Below are 23,458 nucleotides of genomic sequence, written 5' to 3'. Positions count from 1 at the left end.
CGTCCGGCGATCCGGACGCACTGCTGCTCCCGACCGGCTCCTACCAGTTCGCCGCCGCGATGTTGACGATCACCCACACGATGGTGAGCACGATGCCGACGGCGCCGACCCAGATCCCGCCGAGCGCCATACCGCGGCCCTGGCCGCCGCGCTCCTTGATCTGGTTCAGCGCGATCACACCCAGGATGATCCCGACGATCGATCCGATACAGGTGCACAGCCCCAGGATCGACGCGATCAGCGAACCGATCGCCAGGCCGTTGGTGCCCTGTTGCGGCGCCGCGTAGCCGTAGGGCTGATACGGCGTCGCGGCCGGATAGCCGTAACCGGGCTGACCGTAGGGCTGCTGCTGCGGATAGCTCGGATAGGACTGCTGCTGTTGCGGCGGCGGGGTCGGCTGCTGGTACGGAGACGACTGCTGATGCGGGGCCGAGGAGTATCCCGCCTGCGGATTGGGCGGCGGGGTGGGCTGCTGCGGCGGGGTCGGCGGAACCGACTGGTGGCCGCCCGAATCGGACGAGACACCTTCGCCGCCGTACTGTTTCCACCATTCGTCGGAATCGCCGGGATTCGTCATCGGTCCAGCCTATTCCACCGGGCCGGGTTGCCGGTATCGTGCACAGGTCGTGAGTGAGACACAAGAAACGACACCGACCGGGGAGTCTGGACGCCCCGCGGTCGAACACGCAGCATTCGCGCAGGCCGCGGGGGGTCCCTTCACGTTGATCGTGACCTTGTTCACGGCGACGCTGATGATTTCCAACATCTGCGCGACCAAGGGCGTGCAGTTCTTCACCGGCCACGAGGTGTCCCTCGGACCCATCGAAATCCTGCCGATCACCACCGACGGAGCATTTTTCCTGTTCCCCCTCGCCTATGTGATCGGCGACGTGCTGAGCGAGGTGTACGGCTTCAAGGCCGCCCGCCGCACCATCTACTACGGCTTCGGCATGCTGATTCTGATGGTGGTCTGCTTCTGGATCGCGATCGGTCTACCGGCGGCCGGGTTCTACGACAATCAGGACGCGTTCCGCACCGTCGCCGGGACCACGCCGCAACTCGTCGCGGCCGGGCTCGCCGGTTATGTGGTGGGCCAGTTCCTGAACTCGATGACGCTGGTGCTGATCAAGGAGCGCACCAAGGAGAAGCATCTGTGGGCGCGGCTGCTGGGCTCGACCGTCGCCGGTGAATTCGGTGACACGCTGGTGTTCTGCTCGATCGCGGCGACGGCCATCGGGATCAACACGTGGGGCGCGTTCATCAACTACGTGATCGTCGGCTTCGTGTGGAAGACGCTGTGCGAGGTGCTGATCATGCCGATCAGCTACCGCTGCATCGCCTATCTGAAGAAGCACGAACCCAGCTACGCACCGCTGGACAAGCCGGCGCTCTACAGCTGACGCGGAACCGGGCGCGAGGCGGGGCCGTTTCGTTCAGTCGAAGCGGATCCGGCCCTGCCACCGTCCCAGGAACTCCGCCTTGAAGTCGTCGTAGTAGCCGCCCTCGATGCTCGCGCGGATATCGTCCACGAGCCGAATCGTGAAGCGCTCGTTGTGAATCGTGCACAGCGTCGCGGCGAGCATCTCCTTCGCCTTGAACAGGTGATGGATGTAGGCACGGGTGTAGTGAGCGCAGGTGTAGCAGTCGCAGGTGTCGTCGATCGGGGTGAAATCGCGGCGGAACCGGCTGGTGTTGATGTTGAATCTGCCGGCCGCCACATAGATCGCGGCATTGCGCGCGACGCGGGACGGATTGACGCAGTCGAAGGTGTCGGCGCCGTTCTCGATCGCCACGAAGAAGTCCTCGGGTTCGCTGATACCCAGCAGATGCCGCGGTTTCTCCGCCGGCAGTTCGTCGCAGCACCAGCCCACGATGGTGCCGAGATTGGCCTTCTCCAGCGCGCCGCCGATGCCGTAACCGTCGAAACCCGTTCCGCCGCTTCCCAGCATCGCGTCCAGATCGCGGCAGGCCTTGCGGCGCAGGTCTTCGTACTGCGCACCCTGGATCACCGCGAACAGCGCCTGATACGGCCGGTGCGCGCGTTCGGCGGTGAGCCGCTCGTGTTCGTCGATGCAGCGCTGCGCCCACTCGTGCGTGCGGCGCAGCGATTTCTCCTGATAGCCACGGGTGTTGAACAGCGTGGTCAGTTCGTCGAAGGCGAACATGATGTCGGCGCCGAGGCGGTGCTGGATCCCCATCGACACCTCGGGGGTGAACCGATGGCTCGATCCGTCCAGATGGGAGCGGAAGGTGACGCCGTCGTCGTCGACCACGGCCAGCCGCTCCTTACCCTTCGCGATCACCTCGTCGCTCTGCACGCCGACGGCCTCCATGGCCAGCACCTTCTTGAAGCCGACGCCGAGCGACATCACCTGGAAGCCGCCGCTGTCGGTGAAGGTGGGGCCCGGCCAGTTCATGAACCGGCTCAGGCCGCCCGCCTCGTCGACGATGTCGGATCCCGGCTGCAGATACAGGTGGTAGGCGTTGGCGAGCAGGGCCTGCGCGCCGATCTCGGCCATCGCCTCCGGGAGTACCGCCTTGACCGTGGCCTTGGTGCCGACCGGGATGAACGCCGGAGTGGCGATCTGCCCGTGGGGCGTGGTGATCACACCGGTGCGGCCGTGCCGCCCTGGCAGCGACGTACCGACGGTGAAGGAGAACTGGTCGGGATCGGACACGCCGCTATCCTGCCAGGCCGGTGACCACGGCCCTTACACCACGTCCAGCGTCTCCTCGTCGACCAGATCCTGATCGACCGCCGCGCCGGTGAACTGCGCGTTGTAGAGGCGGAAGTAGGCGCCGCGGACGGCCAGCAGCCGCTCGTGGGTGCCCTGCTCGACGATGTGGCCACCCTCCATCACCACGATCAGATCGGCATCGCGGATCGTCGAAAGACGGTGCGCGATAACGAAACTGGTGCGGTCACGGCGCAGCGCGGCCATCGCCTGCTGCACCAGCAACTCGGTGCGGGTATCGACCGAACTGGTGGCCTCGTCGAGGATCAGGATGGTCGGCTTGGCCAGGAAGGCGCGGGCGATGGTGATCAGCTGCTTCTCACCGGCGCTGACTCCGGAGCCCTCCTCGTCGATCACCGTGTCGTAACCCAGCGGCAGCGAATGGACGAAGCGGTCCACGTAGGCGGCGCGGGCGGCCGCGAGGATCTCCTCTTCGCTCGCCTCCGGGTTGCCGTAGGCGATGTTCTCCCGGATCGTGCCGCCGAACAACCAGGTGTCCTGCAGCACCATGCCGATCCGCGAGCGCAGCCGGTCGCGGCCGATGCCGGTGATGTCGACCCCGTCGATGGTGATCGCGCCGGAATCCAGCTCGTAGAACCGCTCGAGCAGATTGACCAGCGTCGTCTTACCGGCACCCGTCGGGCCCACGATGGCGACCACGTGGCCGGGCTCGGCGACCAGCGAGAGATCGTCGATCACCGGCTTGTCGGGCTCGTAGCGGAACGACACCGCGTCGAATTCGACCCGGCCGCGATCGATCGGGCGCGGATCCTCCTCGCGCGGATCAGGAACCTGCTCGTCGGCATCGAGGATTTCGAAGATCCGCTCGGCCGACGCGACGCCCGACTGCAGCAGATTGATCATCGAACCGATCTGGGTGAGCGGCTGGCTGAACTGGCGCGAGTACTGGATGAAGGCCTGCACCTCACCCAGCGACAGGCTGCCCGAGGCCACGCGCAGACCACCGACCACGGCGATCAGCACGTAATTCAGGTTTCCGATGAACATCATCACCGGCATGATCAGCCCGGAGATGAACTGCGCCTTGAAGCTGGCCTGATAGAGCTTGTCGTTGCGCTTGTCGAATTCCTCGCCGACCTCGCGGATGCGGCCGAACGCCGTGACCACCTCGTGGCCGGTGAAGGCCTCCTCGACCTGCGCGTTGACCAGGCCGGTGTACTTCCACTGATCGACGAAATGCGGTTTCGACCGCTTCGCGATCTGGGCCGTGACGACCACGGCGGCCGGGACCGTGAGCAGCGCGATCACCGCCAGCAGCGGCGAGATCCAGAACATCATGATCAGGATGCCGATCACCGACAGCACCGACATGACCAGCTGGCTCATGGTCTGCTGCAGGCTCTGCGCCACATTGTCGACGTCGTTGGTCACGCGGGAGAGCACATCGCCGCGGGCGTTGGTGTCGAAATAGCTCAGCGGCAGCCGGTGGATCTTGTCCTCTACTTCGCTGCGCAGCCGCTGCACCGCGCGGTTGATCACCGTGGCCAGCAGATACGCCTGCAACCAGTTGAACAGCGCGGCCAGCACGTAGAGCACCAGAACCAGGGTCAGCACCTGACCCACCGCGCCGAAGTCGACGCCGTGGCCGGGGTTGATGTTCATCGAGGACATCATGTCCGCGAGCCGGTCCTGGCCCTGCGCACGCAGGGACGCCACCGCCTGATCCTTGGTCAGCCCCGCCGGCAACTGCTTGCTGACGACGCCGTCGAAGATGAGGTTGGTCGCCTTACCGAGGATCTGCGGCCCCAGGGTGTTCATGACGACCGAGGCGACGGCCAGCACCAGGATGGCCACGACGGCCGTCCGGTCCGGAGCCAGGCGGCGCAACAACCGCTTCAACGTCGGGCCGAACGATCTCGCTTTCTGCCCGGGAGCACCCGGCATCGGCGCCCCGGGCCTCATCGCGCCGCCTCCTGTGTCTTGCGGCTCATCGCGCCGCCTCTTCCGGACTGAACTGCGATTCCACGATCTCCCGGTACTCCTCGCATTCGCGCAACAGCTGTTCGTGGGTGCCGAGGCCGACCATGGCACCGTCCTCGAGGACGACGATCTGGTCGGCGTCGCGGATGGTCGACACGCGCTGGGCCACGGTGATCACCGCGGATTCGCGCGTCTCCGGCCGCAGCGCGTCGCGCACCCGGGCGTCGGTAGCGACGTCGAGTGCGGAGAAGCAGTCGTCGAACAGATAGATCTTGGGCTTCTTCACCAGGGCGCGCGCGATGGCGAGCCGCTGCCGCTGGCCGCCCGAGACGGTGGTGCCACCCTGGGCGACCGGGGTCCGCAACCCTTCGGGCATGGCCCGCACGAAATCGGCGGCCTGCGCGATTTCCAGTGCGTGCCACAGCTGTTCGTCGGTCGCCTCGGGATCGCCGTAACGCAGGTTCTCCGCGATGGTCCCGGAAAACAGATAGGCCTTCTGCGGCACCAGCCCGATCTGCGAGCGCAGCAGATCCATATCCACCTGCCGCACATCGGTGCCGCCGACCCGCACCACGCCGGAGGTGACGTCGATCAGCCGCGGAATCAGATTGATCAGCGTGGTTTTACCGGATCCCGTGGAACCGACGATCGCGGTGGTCTGCCCGGGCGAGACCCGGAAGCTGATATCGCGCAGCACCGGTTCCGCGGCGCCCGGAAACGCGAATTCGGCGCCGGCCAGCTCGACCGTTCCCGGATCGGCGACGAAGGTCTGCGGCTGTGCCGGCGGCAGCACCGAGGAGTCGGTTTCCAGGACCTCGGCGATGCGTTCGGCCGAGACCGCCGCACGCGGGGCGATCATCGCCAGGAAGGAGGCCATCATGACCGCCATCAGGATCTGCATGATGTAGGACAGCAGCGCGGTCAGCGAACCGATCTGCATACTGCCGGAGTCGATGGCATGCCCGCCGAACCAGATCACCGCGACCGTGGTCACGTTGCTGATCAGCATCACGGCCGGGAACATCAGCGCGGCCAACCGGCCCACGAACAGCGAGGCCGAGGTCAGCTCGTCGTTGGCCACGCCGAAGCGCTGCGATTCGTAGCGCTCGCGCACGAACGCCCGCACCACGCGGATACCTGTGATCTGCTCGCGCAGCACTCGGTTCACCGAGTCGATGCGCTCCTGCACGCGCCGGAATCCGGGCACCATCCGGGAGATGATCAGCGCCATCGTCAGGCCGAGCACCGGCACCGCGACCAGCAGGATCCAGGATAGTCCGAGGTCCTGGCGCAGCGCCATCACGATGCCGCCGATGCACATGATCGGCGCCATCACCAGGATGGTCACGCTCATCACGACCAGCAGCTGCACCTGCTGCACATCATTGGTGTTGCGGGTGATCAGCGACGGCGCGCCGAAGATGCCCACCTCACGGGCGGAGAAGGTGCCCACCCGGTGCAGCAGCGCCGCGCGCATTTCCCGCCCCGCACCCATCGCGGCCTGTGCGCCCAGATAGACCGAACTCGCCGAGGCGATGATCTGCACGCCCGACACCAGCAGCATCCACAGACCGGTGGTCCAGATGTAGCCGATATCACCCTTGGTGACGCCGTTGTCGATGATGTCGGCGTTCAGGCTGGGCAGATAGAGCATCGCGATGACGGAGATGAGCTGCAACACAACAACCCCCACCAACTGGGTGCGGTAGGGGGCGAGAAAGGCGCGCAGCAACCTGATCAACATGATGGGTGCAGGCTACCGTCATTCCGGGGCGGTGGCGGCAAGATTTTTCGCTCGGCGAAAGCCGGCCCGCACACTCGCGAAACCGGCTCGACCGGCACAGTCCTCATCTCCGGGCTAGGCGTCGACGCCGGGCGGGACGGGCGCGGGCCGCCGCGTCCAGGCACCGGGATCGGACACCAGGTTCGCGATGAAATCCGGCAGTTCGTCGGTGGCGATATCCGCGATCGAGACCTGTTCCAGCACCGCGCGGATATTGACCCGCAGCGCGATCCACACCCGCTGCAGTGGTTCGGCAACCCCCGAATACACCACGTCCTCGGGACGCTGCCCGCGCACCGAGGCGAGCGGCCCCTCGACCGCGCGGATCACGTCGGCGATGCTGATCTCACCGGCCGCACGGGCCAGCCGGTACCCGCCGTCGGGGCCGCGCCGGCTGACCACCAGATCGGCCCGGCGCAGTTGCGCCGCAATGGATTCCAGAATCTTCGGGGAAATGTCCTGTGCCGTGGCGATCGTCTCCGCCTTCACCGAATTCGGTTGCGCGCGAGCGATTTCCAACAGGATGCGGACCGCGTAGTCGATCCTCGCCGAGATGTGCACTAGCGCTGTCCACCCGGTCCGTTCAGCACACCGAGAGCGGCCTCGATCAAAACCCGCTCGATCACCTCGTCACCCGCATCGGGCACGAGCTCGTTCGACCACAGCGCCGTGCCCAGCACCTCCAGGGCGGCACTGGCACGCAATTGCGCCTCGTGCGAGGGGTCGGGTCCGGCCAGCCAGACACACAGTCGCCGGTGCATATCGAACATGTCCGGATGCCGATCTCCGATCGCGTTGAGGATGGCCACGGTGTCGCGCACGCACATCGCGCCCGCGGTGCGATGTCGTAACAGGGTCCGGAGCTGGCGATTCAGCACCGCCCGAGCGCCCGCCGGGCTGTACGGCACACCGTCGAGTTCGTCGACCACGAGCTTCATGTCGTCGAAGATCGGTTCGATGATCGCGAGCAGCAGATCGAGCTTCGACGCGTAGTGATAGTAGAGCGACGCCTTTGTGATTCCCACCGCATCCGCGACCTCGCGCAGGCTCGTCTGCTCGAAACCCTTGTTCGAAAAAAGCCGGATCGCCGCCTCACGAATCGCGTCTTTGGTGCTCTGACCTGCGACAACGATTCCTGAGGTACTTCGGGCGCTCATGCGATGATCCTCTCATCAACCGATCGAAGCGGAGGGCACGCCCCGAAAATCGAGGTTGTTCCTCCGCTTAGCGATTGGGTAGTCTACCTACCGCACGGTAGGCAGAAAGCGTCGATGGAGGCGGATCGCAGTGCGGCGTCCGCAGTAGTGCTGTCTACGGGGCCTGAACTCAGCACCGCAAATCAGCTATCGCTAGGAGATACCGCGTGTCCGTGTACCTCTATCGGTGGGGGAAGTTCGCCTTCCGCCGAAAATGGATCGTGCTACCGGTCTGGTTGCTGATCTTCGTGATCGTGGGCGCCGTCGGCGTCGGGCTGAAGAAGCAGAGCCAGGACGACTTCAACATGCCCGATCTGCCCTCGCAGAAGGCCACCGACATCCTGGACAGGGAATTTCCTGGACAATCGGCAGCCTTCAAATTCGACGCGGTGACCGGCACTTATGTCGCCGCGGCAACCCACGGCAAGCTCACCGATCCGGACAATCACAAGGCGCTCAGCGCGCTTGTCGAGAAGATCAACAACCTCGACATCGTCGACAAGTCCAAGATCAATGCGCAGGACCCCGACCCGCAACGTCGGGGCGTGCTGACCGATCCGGTCGCCGCGACGACGGCGATCGGCTGCACCTCCGGTGATCGCACCGACCCGAACTTCGTCGCGAAATGTGGTCTGGCGCCGCTGAACGTGCTCGGCAAGAACAACAATGCCGATACCGTCGCCTACTTCAGCGTGCCGTTCAAGATAAAGTCGTTCTCCGATATCACCAAGGCCGATCGGGACCAGGCCTACAAGGTCGCCGATGAAGCGCGCGCGGCCGGACTGGATGTGGAAATCAGCGGCACCATCGCCACCGAGCAGGCGCCGCCGGGTGGACAGTCGGAAATGATCGGTTACGCCGTCGCCTTCATCGTGATGATGATCGCCTTCGGCGCGCTGATCGCGGCGTTCGTGCCGATTCTGACCGGCATCGTGGGTGTCGGCATGGCGTCCTCGCTGATCATGGCCGGCACCTCGATCGCCAACATCCCGAACTTCACCACCGTGCTGGCGGCGATGATCGGTATCGCGCTGTCGATCGACTACGCGCTGTTCATCGTCTCGCGCTACAAACATGAACTCGCCGTGCAGGATTCGCCGGAAGAGGCTGCGGGCGTCGCCATCGGCACCGCCGGTTCCGCGGTGGTCTTCGCCGGTATGACGGTCATCATCGCGCTGTGTGGCCTCAGCATCGTCGGCGTCAGCTTCCTCACCTGGATGGGTCTGGGTGGCGCGCTGGCCGCGCTGTTCGCGATCCTGGTCGCGCTGACCCTGCTGCCCGCGATGATGGGCGCCTTCGGCCGCTTCCTGTTCAAGCCGAAGCTGCCGCTGGTCGCGCGCACCGATACCGAGGACGACAACGCCGTCACCAACGGCAAGCGTTTCGCCCAACTGATCGCCAAGGCGCCGTGGGTGACCCTCGGCGCGAGCGTGATCGTGCTCGGCCTGCTCGCCGCACCCGCGGTGAATCTGAGCCTCGGCCTCCCCGGCGAGGACAGCCAGCCCAAGACCACCACGGTTCGTAAGGCCTACGACCTGCGTACCGAAGGGTTCGGCGAGGGCAGCAACGGCACCCTGCTGGTGGTCGCGGATCTGACCAAGGTCAAGCCGGAGCAGCGTCAGGAGGCCGTCATGGCCCTGCACGACAAGCTGGCCGGCTACCAGGGCATGGACTTCGTGACCATGCCGTCGACGAACAAGCTCACGCCGCAGAAGACTCCGGACTATGTGAACAGCACCGGCGCCCAGTTGACCGCGGTGCCCGATCACGGCCCGAACAACTCCGAAACCCAGGACCTGGTGAAACATGCCCGGGACGCGGAGTCGGACCTGCAAGCGAAATATGGCATGGAGTACGGCATCACCGGCTCGACCGCGATCTACGCCGATGTGTCCAACGCCCTGCTCGGCAAGATCGTCCCGTACATGACGATCGTGGCGATCGCGGCGTTCATCCTGCTGGCGCTCGTGTTCCGCTCGGTTCTGGTGCCGCTGACCGCCGCATTGGGATTCCTGTTGTCGATGGCGGCCACCTTCGGCGCCACGGTGCTGATCTTCCAGCAGGACAAACTCGGCCTGATCGGCGATCAGCATCCGATAGTGAGCTTCCTGCCGATCATGTTGATCGGCTTGGTATTCGGTCTCGCGATGGACTACCAGGTGTTCCTGGTGACGCGGATGCGAGAGGAATACGTGCATGGCAAATCCCCGAAGGAGGCCATGGTATCCGGTTATCACCACGGTGCTCGCGTGGTCACCTCCGCGGCCATCATCATGATCTCGGTCTTCGGCGGATTCATGTTGGAGTCCGATGTGACCGCCAAGTCGATGGGCTTCGCGCTGGCGGCCGGCGTGCTGTTCGACGCCTTCCTGGTCCGGATGGTGCTGATCCCGTCGCTGCTGGTGCTGCTGGGCGAATGGGCCTGGTGGATGCCGAAGTGGCTGGACCGGATCCTGCCCGATATCGATGTCGAGGGCACCAAGCTGCGCGAGCTGCAGCAGCGTGACCGCGACACCGCGGCGGCGGAGAAGGAGCCGGTCCCGGTCGGCTGATCCGCGAACCACGGCACGAGCCCTCATCCGAACAGGGATGGGGGCTCGTGCCGTATCCGGTCCGGGGGATCTCGGACCGCACAGATCTTGATCTTGCAGCAACGACACAGCAGACTCGAACCTAATGCTCTCCAGCTCGGCCACTCGGCGGACCGACGGTACCGGCGAGTGTGTCGGCAACCGCACAGCTCGATCAGCGACCGGCCCCGGTTCGCAGTCAGCGCCAATCGAGGCCCGCGACCACTAGGAGCGCCTCGTGTCCGTGTATCTGTATCGGTGGGGAAGGTTCGCCTTTCGGCACAAGTGGATCGTGCTCCCGGTCTGGCTGATCCTGTTCCTGATCATCGGCAGTCTCGGCACGCAGTTGAAGAAGCCGATGAACGACGACTTCACGATCCCGAATCTGCCGTCGGAACGCGCCACCGAGATCATGGACAAACACTTCCCGGGGATGTCGCAGGCGTTCAGTTTCGAGGCGGTCACCGGCACCTATGTCTTCGGGGCGGCACCGGGGCAGAAACTCACCGACGCATCCCAGCGCGCGGCCGTCGGTGGTGTGGTTTCGAAGCTGAACGATCTGAACATCGTCGATCACAAGACCCCGCTGGTGGATCCGATCACCGCCACCGAACAGATGGGCTGCTTCGCGACCGATCGCAGTTCGCCGGAATTCGTCTCGCGCTGCAGTGCCGCGCCGGTCAACGTGTTGAACAAGGAGAACCCCGATACCGTTGCGGTGCTGACCGTTCCGTTCACGATCCAGAAGTTCACCGATATCACCGCCGCCGATCGCGCGGCCGCCTACGCGGTCGGTGACGAGGCGCGGGCCGCCGGACTTCAGGTGGAGATGAGCGGGTCGCTGGCGATGGAACAACAACAGCCCAGTGGTCGGGCCGAGATGATCGGCATGGCCGTGGCGCTGGTGGTGATGGTGGTGGCCTTCGGCGCGATCGTGGCCGCCTTCGTGCCGATCATCACCGCGATCGTCGGACTCGGACTGGCGACGTCGGTGATCTTCCTCGGCACATCGTTCATGTCGGTACCGAGCTTCACCACCTTCCTGGCCTCGATGATCGGCATCGCGCTCTCGATCGACTACGCGCTGTTCATCGTCTCGCGCTACAAACACGAACGCGCGGTGCAGAATTCGCCGGAGATCGCCGCGGGCACGGCCCTGGGGACGGCCGGTTCGGCGGTCGTGTTCGCGGGCGCGACGGTGATTATCGCGCTCGTCGCCCTGGCCATCGTCAACATCCGCTTCCTGACCTTCATGGGGCTGGGCGGGGCGATCGCGGCGGCGTTCGCGGTGCTCACCGCCATCACCCTGATGCCGGCACTGCTCGGCGCCTTCGGCAAGTATCTGTTCGAGCCGAAGCTGCCGGTGATCGCGCAACACGATCCCGAGGACGATTCGGTGGTCACCAACGGTATGCGGGTGGCGCGGGTGATCGGGCAGATGCCGTGGCTGACGCTGATCGCGAGCATCATCGTGCTGGGTCTGCTGGCCGCGCCCGCGCTGAGCTTGAATCTGGGCCTGCCCGGTGAGGACAGCCAGCCCAGGACCACCACCATTCGCAAGGCCTACGACCTGCGCACCGAGGGATTCGGTGCCGGCAGTAACGGCAAGCTGCAAGTCGTCGCCGATCTGTCGCAGGTGCCCGCCGATCAGCGGCAGGCGGCGCTGACCGCGCTACACGACGAACTGGCCGCGTATCCGGGTATGGACTATGTGACCCGACCGCAGCTGAGCAGGGACGGCGGCGGCGCGTTGATGACCGCGGTACCCGCCACCGGGCCCAACGATCAGGCCACCAAGGATCTGGTGCGCAACGCGCGCAATGCCGAAGCCGCACTGCACGACAGATACGGCATCGACTACGGAATCACCGGCACCACAGCCATTTACGCCGATGTCGACCATGCGCTGCTCAGCAAGATCCTGCCCTATCTGGCCATCGTGGCGGGTGCGGCATTCCTGTTGCTGATCGCGGTGTTCCGTTCGCTGCTGGTGCCTTTCACCGCCGCACTGGGATTCCTGCTCTCCATGGCGGCGACGTTCGGCGCCACCGTGCTGATCTTCCAGAAGGGCGCCCTCGGCCTCATTTCCGAACCCCGGCCGATCGTGAGCTTCCTGCCGATCATGTTGATCGGCTTGGTCTTCGGCCTCGCCATGGACTACCAGGTCTTCCTCGTCACCCGCATGCGCGAGGAATACGTGCACGGGAAACCACCCACCGAGGCGATGATCTCCGGCTACCACCACGGCGCACGCGTGGTGACCTCGGCCGCCGTCATCATGATCTCGGTCTTCGGTTCGTTCCTGCTGGAATCGGATGCGACCGCCAAATCGATGGGTTTCGCGCTCGCCGCGGGCGTCCTGTTCGACGCCTTCCTGGTGCGGATGGTCCTGATCCCGTCGCTGCTGGTGCTGATGGGTAAGGCGGCCTGGTGGATTCCGGGATGGCTCAGCCGGATCGTGCCGGATATCGACGTGGAGGGTGCGCGGTTGCACGAGCTCCACGTCGACAATCCGGACGAGCCCAGGAGTCCGGTGAAGGTCGGCTGAGCCGACGCTGGCACCGGATGGTTCAGCCCAGCTGGGCGGCGACCTCGCCGGCGACCAATTCCACGTGGTCGAGGTCGGACAGATCCAAGACCTGCAGGTAGAGGCGGGTGATGCCGGTGGTCTCGCGGTAGCGGCCGATCTTGTCGACCACCTCGGCCGGGGTGCCTGCCAGGCCGTTGGTGCGCAGTTCGTCCACCTCGCGGCCGATCGCCGCGGCGCGGCGGGCGATCTCGGCCTCGTCGCGGCCCACGCACAGCACCTGGGCGGCCGAGCGGACGATCTCACCGGGATCGCGGCCGATGTCGCGCGCGGCCGCGGCAACCCGATCGAATTGCGCCGCAGCCGTTTCCGCATCCGTGAACGGCAGATTGAACTCGTGGGCGTACCGCGCGGCCAGGGCCGGTGTGCGCTTCTTGCCCGCGCCACCGATGATCACGGGCGGGCCGGGCTGCTGCACCGGCTTCGGCAGTGCCGGACTGCCCTGCAGCACATAGTGTTTGCCCGTGAAATCGAAGGTCTCGCCCACCGGGGTCTGCCACAGGCCGGTGATGACGGCCAGTTGCTCGGCGTAGCGGTCGAAGCGCTCGCCGAGCTCTGGCAGATCGATGCCGTAGGCGCGATGCTCATCGGCGAACCACCCCGAACCGAGTCCGAGTTCGACCCGGCCGCCCGACATCTGGTCGACCTGCGCGACCGAGATCGCCAGCACCGACGGATGCCGGAATGTCGCGGCGGTGACCAATGTGCCCAGGCGGATCCGGGAGGTCTCGCGCGCGAGCCCGGCCAGCGTGATCCACGCGTCGGTGGGCCCGGGCAGGCCGGAGACCCCGCCCATCTTCAGATAGTGATCCGACCGGAAGAATGCGTCGAACCCCGTCTCCTCGGTCACCTTCGCAACCCGGAGCAGATCGTCGTAGGTAGCCCCTTGCTGGGGCTCGGTGAAGATTCGTAGTTCCACGAGCACCAACGTACCGGGCCGCGACATGCCGATTCACCGGCACGCCCGGGCTCCGGAGCCTGCCCACGCTCGGCCTCCAGCCACGAGACCGCCGGCTGCGCCACCCGTCGGAACCTTCCGAACCGCCCGGCGAGAGGACCGGACACGTCGTGGCACGGCCCTCTCGCGTGGCGGTCGGCCGCGCATGTCAGCCGGTGACGCCCAGGTCCGGCAACTGCGCGGCGGCGGTGACGGCCTCGGACAGCAGATCGGCGGCGGCCTCCAGTTGCGCCGGTTCGTGTTCGGAGGTCAGGAAGAAGCGCAGTCGTTCCTGACCCGCCGGTACCGCCGGAGAGGAGATCGCGCCCGCGTAGACGCCGTTCTGCAGCAGTGTGGTGGCGACGTAGCCGGCGCGCAGTTCACCGGGGACGATGACCGGGCAGATCGGGGTGCCTTCGGAGATGCCGAGGTCGATGCCGCGCTCGCCGAGCAGGGTGCGGAAGTGCTCGGCGTTGGACCACAGCCGGCGCAGTCGCTGCGGTTCCGCCTCGAGGACGTCGAGTGCGGCCAGCGCGGCGCCGATGGTCGAGGGCGCCGGGCCGCCGGTCAGCATGGCCACACCCGGTGCGGCGGCCTTCATCGCGGCGATCAGGTCCGCGTCGGCGGCGATGAAACCGCCGCAGCTGCCCAACGCCTTCGACAGGGTGCCCATCCAGATGTCGACATCGTCGCCTGCCATGCCGTAGTGCTCGCGGATGCCGTGGCCGCGTTCGCCGAAGACGCCGAGCGAATGCGCCTCGTCGACCATGACCGCGCAGTCGAATTCCCTTGCGATGGAGGCTATTTCGCTCACCCGGCCGACCGTGCCGTCCATGCTGTAATGCCCTTCGACCACGACCAGCGCCCGATCGAAGTTCCCGCGCGACATGCGCAACACCGAACGCAGCGACTCCGGATCGTTGTGGCGGAAGTTGAGCCGCCGCGCTCCCGACCACTGCACCCCGGAGACCACGCTGCCGTGGATGAGCGAATCGCAGATCGCGACGTCGTCTGCGCCCAGCAGGAAGCCGATCACCCCGGCATTGGTGAGATAACCACTGGTGGTGACCATCGCGTCGCCGACGTCGTACATCGCCGCCAGGCGCTGTTCGAGTTCGGCGTAGATCGGGATCTCCCCGGCGACGATGCGGCTGGCCGAGGCGGACGCGCCGTAGGTGTCCAGCGCGTCCTTGGCGGCCTGCACCACCTTCGGATGGTTGCCCAGGCCGAGATAGTTGTAGGCGCTGAAATTCACCAGATCCCGGCCCTGCCACCGGATGACGGTGTCGTTCGGGCTCTCCCGCACGAGGAACATCGGATTCGGCGTGCCGCTGTGCTCGTGCACTGCCGCGATCGCCGCGCGTTTCTGCACCATCGCCGCGACCTCGGGGTGGTCGGCGAATTGGCGTCCGGGACCCCGGCGCGGGCGGGCCGGTTTACTGTGGCCGCCGGTGAACGCACCGCGCGAGCTACCGGACGTCGCAGCGGTGGGTGCGGCCGCCGGGGAGGCACCAGATGCCGTTCCGGACAACAACTTCCGCGCCAGATCCCGCGCCGACTCACTCATCCCGCATCCTTTCCCGGCGCAGCAGGCAGCTGCGGCCTTCTCATCCCGCCGCCCCCTGCACGATCGCCTCGGCCACCCGCGCACCCGCCTGTTCGAGGCTGAACGAGCGGCCCATCTTCATCGACATCAGTTCCACGCCCAGCGATTTCGTCACCAGGGCGCCGAATTCGACCGCCATCAACGAGTCCAATCCGAGTTCGGGCACCGGAACCGTCAGGTCGATCGAATCCGCCGAAACGCCCATGACCTGCGCGAGTTGCTCGGCCAGCATGAAGGCGACCACCTCGTTGCGCTTACCCTCGTCGAGTTCGGCGAGCTGAACGCGCAGCCGCGCGGCGGCCGAATCATCCTGTGCCGCAGCGGCGATCAGCTCCTTGGTGCGTCCGGTCTGGGCGAAGAACGGCGCGGTGGCGTTCACCTTGGCCCAGTCGACCGGAATGATCGAGACCTGCGTGACGCCCAATCGCAGCGCCTGCTCCAGATATTCGGTCCCCTCGTCCATGGTGATCGAATCGAAGCCGGTGTTGCGCAGATACCGCGCGATGTGTTCGTCGTCGGCCATACCGCCGCCGGACATATGCCCCCAGCCGACGACCAGGGCGGTACCGCCCGCGCGGACCACCGTATCCCCGATGGCCTGGAGCGCGATATTGGCCGCGGTATAGGCGTATTGGCCGACACCGCCGAACATCGCACTGCCGGAGGACCACAGCGCGAACTGGTCCAGTCGCGCCCCGGCCGCCTGGATGCCGGCGACGAGTGCGCGCGCACCGTCGGCCTTCGCGCGGAACACCTTGGCCAGACTCTCGGCATCCATGACGGTGATGCGCTTGTCGTCGATGGCGCCGGCTGTGTGGAACACCCCGCGCAGCGGATGTTCGGGCCGGTGGGCGCGAGCGACGACCGCCGCGACGGCATCGGCATCGGTGATGTCGACCCGCTCGACGGTGACCTCGATGCCCTGCGCCTCCCAGGCGGCGAGCTGCGCGACGGCGGCCTCGGTGGTGGCACCGCCGCGGCCGAGCAGGGTCAGCCGGCGGGCGCCGTGGCCCACCAGCCACCGTCCGGTGGCCAGGCCGAAGGCGCCGAAACCACCGGTGATCAGGTATTGCGCCGCCGGGTCGATCTCGATGTCCGGCAGCTGCGGGCGGACCAGCGGTGCTTCCTCGGTCAGATCCAGCGCGACCCGGCCGATCCGGGTCGAGCGGGCCACCTCCTCGAAGGCCTGGGCCACCTCCGCCGTGCCGTACTTCTGGAACGGCAGCGGCCGATAGGTGCCGTCGTCGAAGCTGGCGTTGACCTTGCGGCCCAGCTCCATCACCTCGGTGTGCCGCAACCGCAGCATCCGGTCCAGATCGAAGGAAAAGTAGGAGACATTCTTGTCGAACGCCGACAGATCCAGCATGCCGCCGGTGTAGATGTCGGCCTTGCCGATCTCCACGATGCGGCCGAATTCGGCGATCACCGCGAAGTTCTGGCGCAGGATCTCACCGGGCGCCGAGCTGATGATCACGTCCACACCGCGTCCGCCGGTAAGGGCGAGTACCTCGTCGACGAAGTTCAGCGACCGCGAGCCGACCACGTGATCGGCGCCCTCGGCCAGGACATAGGCGCGTCGCTGTTCGCTGCTCGCGGTGCCGATCACGGTGGCGCCGTGCAACTTCGCGATCTGTACCGCCGCGCTGCCGACACCGCCCGCCGCACCGTGCACCAGCACGGTCTCACCGGCACGGATCCGTGCCAGTTCGAGCAACGAGTACTCGGCGGTGGTGAACGCGGTAACGCTGCTGCACCGGCCGGCATCGGTGTCGGGATGCACGTGGGTGAGCGAATCGGTCGACGTGGTGTGATAGCGCGCGACCATGCCCTTGGAGGTCAGGCTCACCGCGTCGCCGACCGCGTAGTCGGTGACGCCGGGGCCGACCCGGACCACCTCGCCGCCACCTTCCATACCCGGCACCAAGCCGAAGAAGGTCTTCGACAGTTCGCGTTCGCCGAGGACGCCGATCACCTTCAGCGCGTCCTTGTAGTTGAGGCCCACCGCACGCATCCGGACCTCGACCTCACCCGGGCCGGGTTCGCGCCGATCGCAGCGCCGCCAGCCCAGCCGCGCGAAGGTGCGCGAACGAGGTAGTTCCAGTTCGAAATTGGCCTCGGGATCGGTGAGCGGTTCGGCGGTGTCGAGGGCGTCGAGCCGCTCCGGCAGCGTCCGGGTCACGACCGTGGTCCAGCGCAGGCCGTTGCGCAGGACAGCCTCGTCGACCAGGTCGTACTGGAAGCCGCCGGGGATCGCCAGTTCGGCGGACAGGTCCGCGACCGTTGTGTCGGCATCGATATCCACCAGTCGCCACCGCAGCCGGGACTGCTCGTTGAGCAGCACCCGACGTGCACCGGCGATGGCCGCCTGGCTGGGGTCCGGTGCCGTCACATCCGCGGGGTGGGCATACGCGTGGGCGCTGACCACGGTCACGTATATCGATCCGTCGCCGGTAAGCGGAATTTCGATCTCGTGCTCGGTGACCCGTTCCTCGAGGTAACCGTCCAGCGTCACCGCGATCCGGCGCAGCGTCCACAGCGCCGCCACATCACCGTCGGGCGAATGTCCGGGGACCACGCATACGTGCAGCCGTTGCACACCCTCGGTGCCGAAGATGTCGCGAAGCCGTTGTGCCAGTTCCGGTTCCAGCTCGGCGTCGCTGGGATCGAGGCGGAGGACTTCCGATCCGGCACCGCCCGCGACGGCATCGCGCACCCGCTCGATCCGCGAGTCGATGTTCTCGCCGTAGCCGAGGACCAGGGTGTACAGGCCGTCGTTGCCGGGAAGCGCGGATGTGTCGACCGGATCGCGCAGCTCCCACCGTTCCTCGTAGAACATGTCGGTCATGCGCTGCAGCGGGCCGCGGCCGGGGGTCAGGGAACCGAATTCCATCCCCCTGATCTGCATGACCACGGTGCGCTCGGCATCGAGCAGATCGATATCGGCCAGCGGCCGGTCGCCCTCGGTGAACCGGGCCACGGCCGTGACCTCCTCCGGCAGGGGCGCGAGGCGGCGGACGGTGCGCACGCCGACCGGCACCATCGCGCCCTCCTGGGCACCACCGCGGCCGGCGAGCAGGGCGGCCACACTCTGCAGCGCCGCATCGACGATCGCGGGATGCGCGAGATACCTCTCGCCCTGGCCGATGGCGCCGTCGAGTCGCGCGACCACGGTGTCCGGCGAGATGCGGATCGAAGTGGCGCGCTGGAAGGCCGGCCCGTATTCCAGTCCGCGCGCGGCCAATCCGGCGTAGAACTCGGCGGGCTCGACCGCGAGCATCTGCTCGGTATCGGGCACGTCCGCGGTGATCGGCGCGTAGCTGCCTTCGACCAGGCGGCCCATCGCGTGAACGGTCCAGATGGTCCCGGCCGCACCCCGGGAGCGGATGGTGAAGCGCCCGGTCGAATCCTCCACGTGGAGTTCGACGATCGGCGCCTCGCCCTCCTCGACGACCAGGGGCGCGACGAACCGCACGCCCTCCACGGCGACCTGATCCGATTCTGTGCGGACCGCGGCGGCGCTCAGCGCGGCATCCAGATATCCCGCGCCCGGCAGGATCCGGGTGCCGCCCACGACGTGATCGGCCAGCCAGGGCAGCGCGGCGAGCGACAGTTCCACCCGCCAGGCGTTGGAGTCGTCGGGATTCTGATCACCGAGCATCGGATGCGCGTCGGGCGTGCCGTGCCGCAGCAGCCGGAATTCGGGCAGTTCGTTGCGCAGCCGGGTGCGCTGCCACGGATAGCGCGGCAGATCGATATGCGGCGTCGGGTCCGGCACGCCCGCGAACAGCGCGTCGATGTCGAGAACTCCGGCCGCGTACAGACCCGACAGGGTCTGGCGCAGGCTGTCCGCGTCCTGCTGTTTGCGGTGCAGGGTGGCCACCGTCGTACCGGTTTCGCCTGCGCCGATGAGGATTTCGCGAATGTTGGCGCCGAGTACCGGATGCGGACCGACCTCGACGAACACCCGGTTGCCGGCCCGGACCAGCGCGGTGACGGCATCGGCGAACCGCACCGGTTGCCGGACGTTGGCACACCAGTACTCGGCATTCCAGTCGGCCGCGGTGACCTGTTCGCCGGTGACCGTGGAGTACAGCGGGATACGCGGTTCGGCGACGGTGAGCCCGGCCAGCACCGCGCGCAGTTCATCCAGGATCGGGTCCATCAGATGACTGTGGTACGGCACCTCGACCTGCAGCCGGCGTGCGAAAATGCCGTCGGCGATGAGCTTTTCGGCGATCTCGTCGAGACGGTCGACCGCACCGGCCAGCGTGACGGCCGAGGGTGAGTTGATCGCCGCGATATCGACCGAACTGTCGGCGGCGATGACCTCGCGAGCGGCCTCGGCCGGCAATCCGATCGCCAGCATGCCACCCGTCCCGGCCGTCGTGGCCTGCAACCGGGCGCGGTGATAGCTGACCAGCAGCGCGTCGTGGAGCGACAACATTCCGGTCACATAGGCGGCCGATACCTCGCCGACGCTGTGGCCGACGACGACGGCGGGTTCGATTCCGTACTCCCGCAACGCCGCGTACAGCGCGACCTGCACCAGGAAGTTCGCCGGTTGCGCGATGGCGGTCGAGGTGACCCGCGACTCCTCCTCGGGCCGCAGCAACTCCTCGACGACGGACCAGCCGGCGATGTCGGTGAACACGGCATCGATGCGGCGCGCCTCGTCGGCGAACGGGCCTTCGGAACTGAGCAGCTCGCGTGCCATGCCCCACCACTGCGGACCCATACCGGTGAAGACGTACACCGGCTCGGCGGTGCGCTTGGCGACGGTGCGACCGACCCGGCCCTCCCCGCTCGCCAGATCCACCAGGCCGCGGACCAGTTCGGTGTCGTCGCCGAAAGTGATCGCGGCGCGATGGTTGTGGTGGTGGCGGCGCCGCCACGCGGCTTCTGCCAGCCGGCCGGGATCGGCGCCCTCGGCGATCAGTTCGGCGACGCCGCGAGCCAATTGCCGAACCGCGGTCTCGCTCCGCGCGGAGAGCGGCAGGACGCCGAAATGCTGTGGCGCCCGGTCGTTTTCGGACCCGCCCCGGTACTCCTGCAGAATCGCGTGCGCATTGGTGCCGCCGTATCCGAAACCGTTGACGGCCACCGTCATCCGCTCGACCTCGGGGCCGACCGGTTCGGCCTCGGTCTGCAGGCGGATTCCCAGTTCCTCGAACGGGATATCGGGATTCGGGGTGTCCAGCCAGCCCTGCGGCGCGATGGTGCGATGCGTGATGGCCAGCGCCGATTTGATGACACTCGCGATACCCGACGCGGCCTCGGTGTGCCCCAGCGTCGCCTTCACCGAGCCGACACCGACCGGACCGGGCCGCCCGGTGGCAGTGCCGTAGGCCCGGCCGATGGCTCGCAGTTCCAGCGGGTCGCCCACCGGCGTTCCGGTGCCGTGCGCCTCGACGTAGGTGACCTCGTGCGCCGGAACTCCGGAACGCTCGATCACGGTCTTGGCCAGTGCTTCCTGGGAATCCGCGTTCGGGACGGTGATGGCCGTGGTGCGGCCGTCCTGATTCGATCCGGTGGCCTTGACGACCGCGTAGATGCGGTCGCCGTCGCGTTCGGCATCGGCCAGCTTCTTCAGCACCACGATGCCGGCGCCCTCACCGCGGCCGTAACCGTCGGCGGCGGCGTCGAACGGTTTGCTGCGGCCGTCGGCGGCGAGGAATCCGCCCTTGCACATGGAGACGAACGGCTCCGGCTGCGCCATCACGGTCACACCGCCGGCGAGGGCGTATTCGCAGTCCCCGCTCTCGATGGCCTGGCAGGCCAGATGCAGCGCGACCAGCGACGAGGAACAGGCGGTGTCGACGGTAACCGCCGGACCGGTGAGGTTGAGCGCGTAGGCGATCCGGTTGGAGAGCATCGTGTACGACGCGCCGGCGGCGGTGTGCATGTCGACATGCGGCAGCGCCGGTCCGCCGACCGATACCGCCAGCTGATCGAGGGTGAAGGCGCCGATGTAGACGCCGAGCCCCGAGCCCGCGCTGCGTCCCGCGACGCCCGCGTCGTCGAGCGCCTCCCACACCACTTCCAGGACGAGTCGCTGCTGCGGGTCCATGGCGGCGGCCTCGCGCGGGGAGATGCCGAAGAAGTCGGGATCGAACTCCCACGGATCGCCGGTCATGAAGGCGGCGCGCTTGGTGTACATACGGCCCGGGGTGCGGCGGTCGGCGTCGTAATAGCGCCGCCAGTCCCAGCGGTCGGCGGGGATCTCGGTGACCCCGTCCCGTTTGTTGATCACGAAGTCCCAGAAAGACTCCGGCGAATCGATGCCGCCGGCATACCGGCATCCGATTCCGACGATGGCAATGTCAGACACAGCGACTCCTCGGCCGACTCGGAAATACTTCTCGCTCCCCCGGAGCGGTTCGGGCGATCGGCTTGGTCCGCGTTCGCCGGAAACCGGCGACCCCTCCGCGGCGGCCTTCGCCCCGCCGATCAGAGCGGACGCGGTCGGCGAATGATGATGTTCAATTCCGGCCCCGTCCGGCCCAGCCGGACGGACCCGGTGCGTTCGTTACCCAGGGCCTCGTAGTACCCGACGTTCTCGTCCTTGCAGATTCCGCACAGGAGTACGCCCTGCCGGTCGGCCTTGTCGGTGAACGACGCGTACAACGCCCGGCCGATGCCGCGGCGCTGCATTTCCGGATCGGTGCCGAGGTAAACGTGGAAGAAGTGGGGTTCGGGCGGCGCCGCCCGATCCATGGTGCGATCGACCTCGGTTCCCCGTCCCACGGCGGTGCCCATTCCCGCGAGAAACAGCGGGCCGGCGAGGAATTCGCGCAGCCCGCCGGGCCGGTAACCGTCCGGGTACCAGAGCAGGACGCCGACGATCCGGCCGTCCAGCTCCGCGACCTCGGCGCCGCCGGCCGGCAGGAAGCGATGCGTGATCATCGTCCGCAACATGCGCGGCGACCGACGGTGCCGGACAGCTTCGTCCGGAAAGACGTATTCCTCGATCGGATCGTCGTGGGCGAAGGCCGCGGCCAGTACCCGCACCATTCCGGTGATGTCGTCGCGCGTCGCGGTCCGCACGACCGGACTCTCCGGTTTGTTCAAAGCTGTTGTCCCTCACATGATCTGCGCACTGCCCGACTACGTCGGCGGGACGTCCGGCAAGCAACTGGACGCTAGATTACCTCAGCCCGCCACACTTCCTACTAGTCGGTAATGTGCAGTAGAACACGTGGGTACGACACGACGCTATGACTATCCACAGTCCTCGACACCGGGCTATCGCCGGGCAGCTGATGTGAAACACGTCCTTCCGCAAGGAAATACACGGCGGGGTCGACAGTTCACACCGCGCACGGTGACCGATCCCCGCACGAACCTCGGTCGCACAGCGATATACCGGCAAACCATCGCGGCGACCGCCCGCGCGGCCGCACTCGCCTCGCGATTTACCGGTGGCGGTAAATCGGGACATCCGGCCCCGCGGCAATCTGGACAATCGGGAGGACGGCGAGTTCGCCGTCACCGCTACGAATCTGGGCCTCGACCGCGATCGCCGCGTGGAGGTCGAAAGGAACCGGAAACTTGAATACACGGATTCTGGCCGCCGGCATCGTTTCGGGCGCGGTGTGCGCCGCGGTCGCCGCCATCGCTCCCTCGGCATCCGCCCAGCCGTTTCCCGCCGGGGTGGCGTGCTCGGAGACGACATGCACCAACGACACGGACGACACCTACCTGATCGAGGCATGGCAGCACTGCCGGGTCGTCGGCGGGACCGCGGAGACCGAAACCCCGTTCAACATGGTCGTGCGAGCGCACGAGAAGGTGCCGGTGAAAGGTGTGGAGTGCCCGCCGCTGGTGATCGAGCGGCCCGACACCATCGGCGGTACGGGCACCACGGTGCTGCGGACCGAGCCGACCCGGATCAGCTTCTTCAAGGCCGTCCACCACGATCCGGACGCGCCGAAGGTTCGCACCGGTTCGGCCGGGTGATTGCGGCACGGTGATGACAAAGAAGCCCCCACCCGAAAATCCGGGTGGGGGCTGTGGCGGTGGCGGAGGGATTTGAACCCTCGGTGGGGGGTTACCCCACACACGCTTTCGAGGCGTGCTCCTTAGGCCGCTCGGACACGCCACCGC

The 23,458-nt window shown here is 66.9% G+C and carries 14 protein-coding genes and 1 tRNA gene; 4 read left to right on the top strand and 11 right to left on the bottom strand.

The window, feature by feature from the left end:
* Positions 1-40: 40 nt before the first annotated feature.
* Positions 41-577: a DUF4190 domain-containing protein gene (locus tag NE2_RS04140; protein WP_036497165.1), complete on the bottom strand. Its 537-nt coding sequence runs from the start codon at positions 575-577 to the stop codon at positions 41-43.
* 49 nt (positions 578-626) lie between these two features.
* Here NE2_RS04140 and NE2_RS04135 point away from each other — a divergent pair, with 49 nt between their 5' ends.
* Positions 627-1,400: a queuosine precursor transporter gene (locus NE2_RS04135; protein ID WP_030516876.1), complete on the top strand. Its 774-nt coding sequence runs from the start codon at positions 627-629 to the stop codon at positions 1,398-1,400.
* 33 nt (positions 1,401-1,433) lie between these two features.
* Here the strand turns inward: NE2_RS04135 and tgt are convergent, their stop codons facing one another.
* The 5 genes from tgt to NE2_RS04110 all read right to left on the bottom strand — a co-directional run bounded on the left by tgt (position 1,434) and on the right by NE2_RS04110 (position 7,616).
* Positions 1,434-2,678: a tRNA guanosine(34) transglycosylase Tgt gene (gene tgt, locus NE2_RS04130; RefSeq protein WP_063023982.1), complete on the bottom strand. Its 1,245-nt coding sequence runs from the start codon at positions 2,676-2,678 to the stop codon at positions 1,434-1,436.
* Positions 2,679-2,711: 33 nt separating this feature from the next.
* Positions 2,712-4,658, bottom strand: coding sequence for an ABC transporter ATP-binding protein (locus NE2_RS04125; protein WP_063023980.1), 1,947 nt, complete (start codon positions 4,656-4,658; stop codon positions 2,712-2,714).
* A gap of 25 nt (positions 4,659-4,683) precedes the next feature.
* A complete protein-coding gene (locus NE2_RS04120) occupies positions 4,684-6,420 on the bottom strand; it encodes an ABC transporter ATP-binding protein (RefSeq protein WP_063010879.1) in 1,737 nt (578 codons plus the stop codon).
* A 114-nt stretch (positions 6,421-6,534) separates the two neighbouring features.
* The gene (locus NE2_RS04115; protein WP_063010877.1) at positions 6,535-7,020 is read right to left on the bottom strand and encodes an RrF2 family transcriptional regulator; all 486 of its coding nucleotides are present in this window, start codon (positions 7,018-7,020) and stop codon (positions 6,535-6,537) included.
* Complete coding sequence (locus tag NE2_RS04110; protein WP_063023978.1) at positions 7,020-7,616, bottom strand: TetR/AcrR family transcriptional regulator; 597 nt, start codon at positions 7,614-7,616, stop codon at positions 7,020-7,022. The genes NE2_RS04115 and NE2_RS04110 overlap by 1 nt, the downstream gene beginning before the upstream one ends.
* Before the next feature lie 206 nt (positions 7,617-7,822).
* On the opposite strand from NE2_RS04110, the gene NE2_RS04105 reads away from it, so the two are divergent.
* A complete protein-coding gene (locus NE2_RS04105) occupies positions 7,823-10,207 on the top strand; it encodes an MMPL family transporter (protein ID WP_063023976.1) in 2,385 nt (794 codons plus the stop codon).
* 256 nt (positions 10,208-10,463) lie between these two features.
* On the top strand, positions 10,464-12,773 hold the full coding sequence (locus tag NE2_RS04100) for an MMPL family transporter (RefSeq protein ID WP_063023974.1): 2,310 nt from the start codon (positions 10,464-10,466) through the stop codon (positions 12,771-12,773).
* Between the two features lie 22 nt (positions 12,774-12,795).
* On the opposite strand, the gene NE2_RS04095 is transcribed toward NE2_RS04100, so the two are convergent.
* The 4 genes from NE2_RS04095 to NE2_RS04080 form a co-directional block, all read right to left on the bottom strand.
* Positions 12,796-13,731, bottom strand: a complete 936-nt coding sequence (locus tag NE2_RS04095) for an LLM class F420-dependent oxidoreductase (RefSeq protein ID WP_063024078.1) — start codon at positions 13,729-13,731, stop codon at positions 12,796-12,798.
* A 187-nt stretch (positions 13,732-13,918) separates the two neighbouring features.
* A complete protein-coding gene (locus NE2_RS04090; RefSeq protein ID WP_063023972.1) occupies positions 13,919-15,316 on the bottom strand; it encodes an aminotransferase class I/II-fold pyridoxal phosphate-dependent enzyme in 1,398 nt (465 codons plus the stop codon).
* A 40-nt stretch (positions 15,317-15,356) separates the two neighbouring features.
* Positions 15,357-21,683, bottom strand: a complete 6,327-nt coding sequence (locus tag NE2_RS04085; RefSeq protein WP_063023971.1) for a type I polyketide synthase — start codon at positions 21,681-21,683, stop codon at positions 15,357-15,359.
* A gap of 119 nt (positions 21,684-21,802) precedes the next feature.
* Entirely contained in the window at positions 21,803-22,399 is a 597-nt protein-coding gene (locus NE2_RS04080; RefSeq protein WP_233429658.1) for a GNAT family N-acetyltransferase, read from the bottom strand.
* Between the two features lie 504 nt (positions 22,400-22,903).
* Here NE2_RS04080 and NE2_RS04070 point away from each other — a divergent pair.
* Entirely contained in the window at positions 22,904-23,311 is a 408-nt protein-coding gene (locus NE2_RS04070) for a hypothetical protein (RefSeq protein ID WP_146165136.1), read from the top strand.
* A 54-nt stretch (positions 23,312-23,365) separates the two neighbouring features.
* Here NE2_RS04070 and NE2_RS04065 read toward each other — a convergent pair.
* Positions 23,366-23,456 (bottom strand) — tRNA-Ser (locus NE2_RS04065).
* Between the last annotated feature and the right edge of the window lie 2 nt (positions 23,457-23,458).

This window comes from Nocardia elegans NBRC 108235 (genome assembly GCF_001612845.1).
Classification (GTDB): domain Bacteria; phylum Actinomycetota; class Actinomycetes; order Mycobacteriales; family Mycobacteriaceae; genus Nocardia; species Nocardia nova.
The sequence above is the reverse complement of the archived record's forward strand: the minus strand, read 5'-3'. Positions and strand labels throughout refer to the sequence as shown.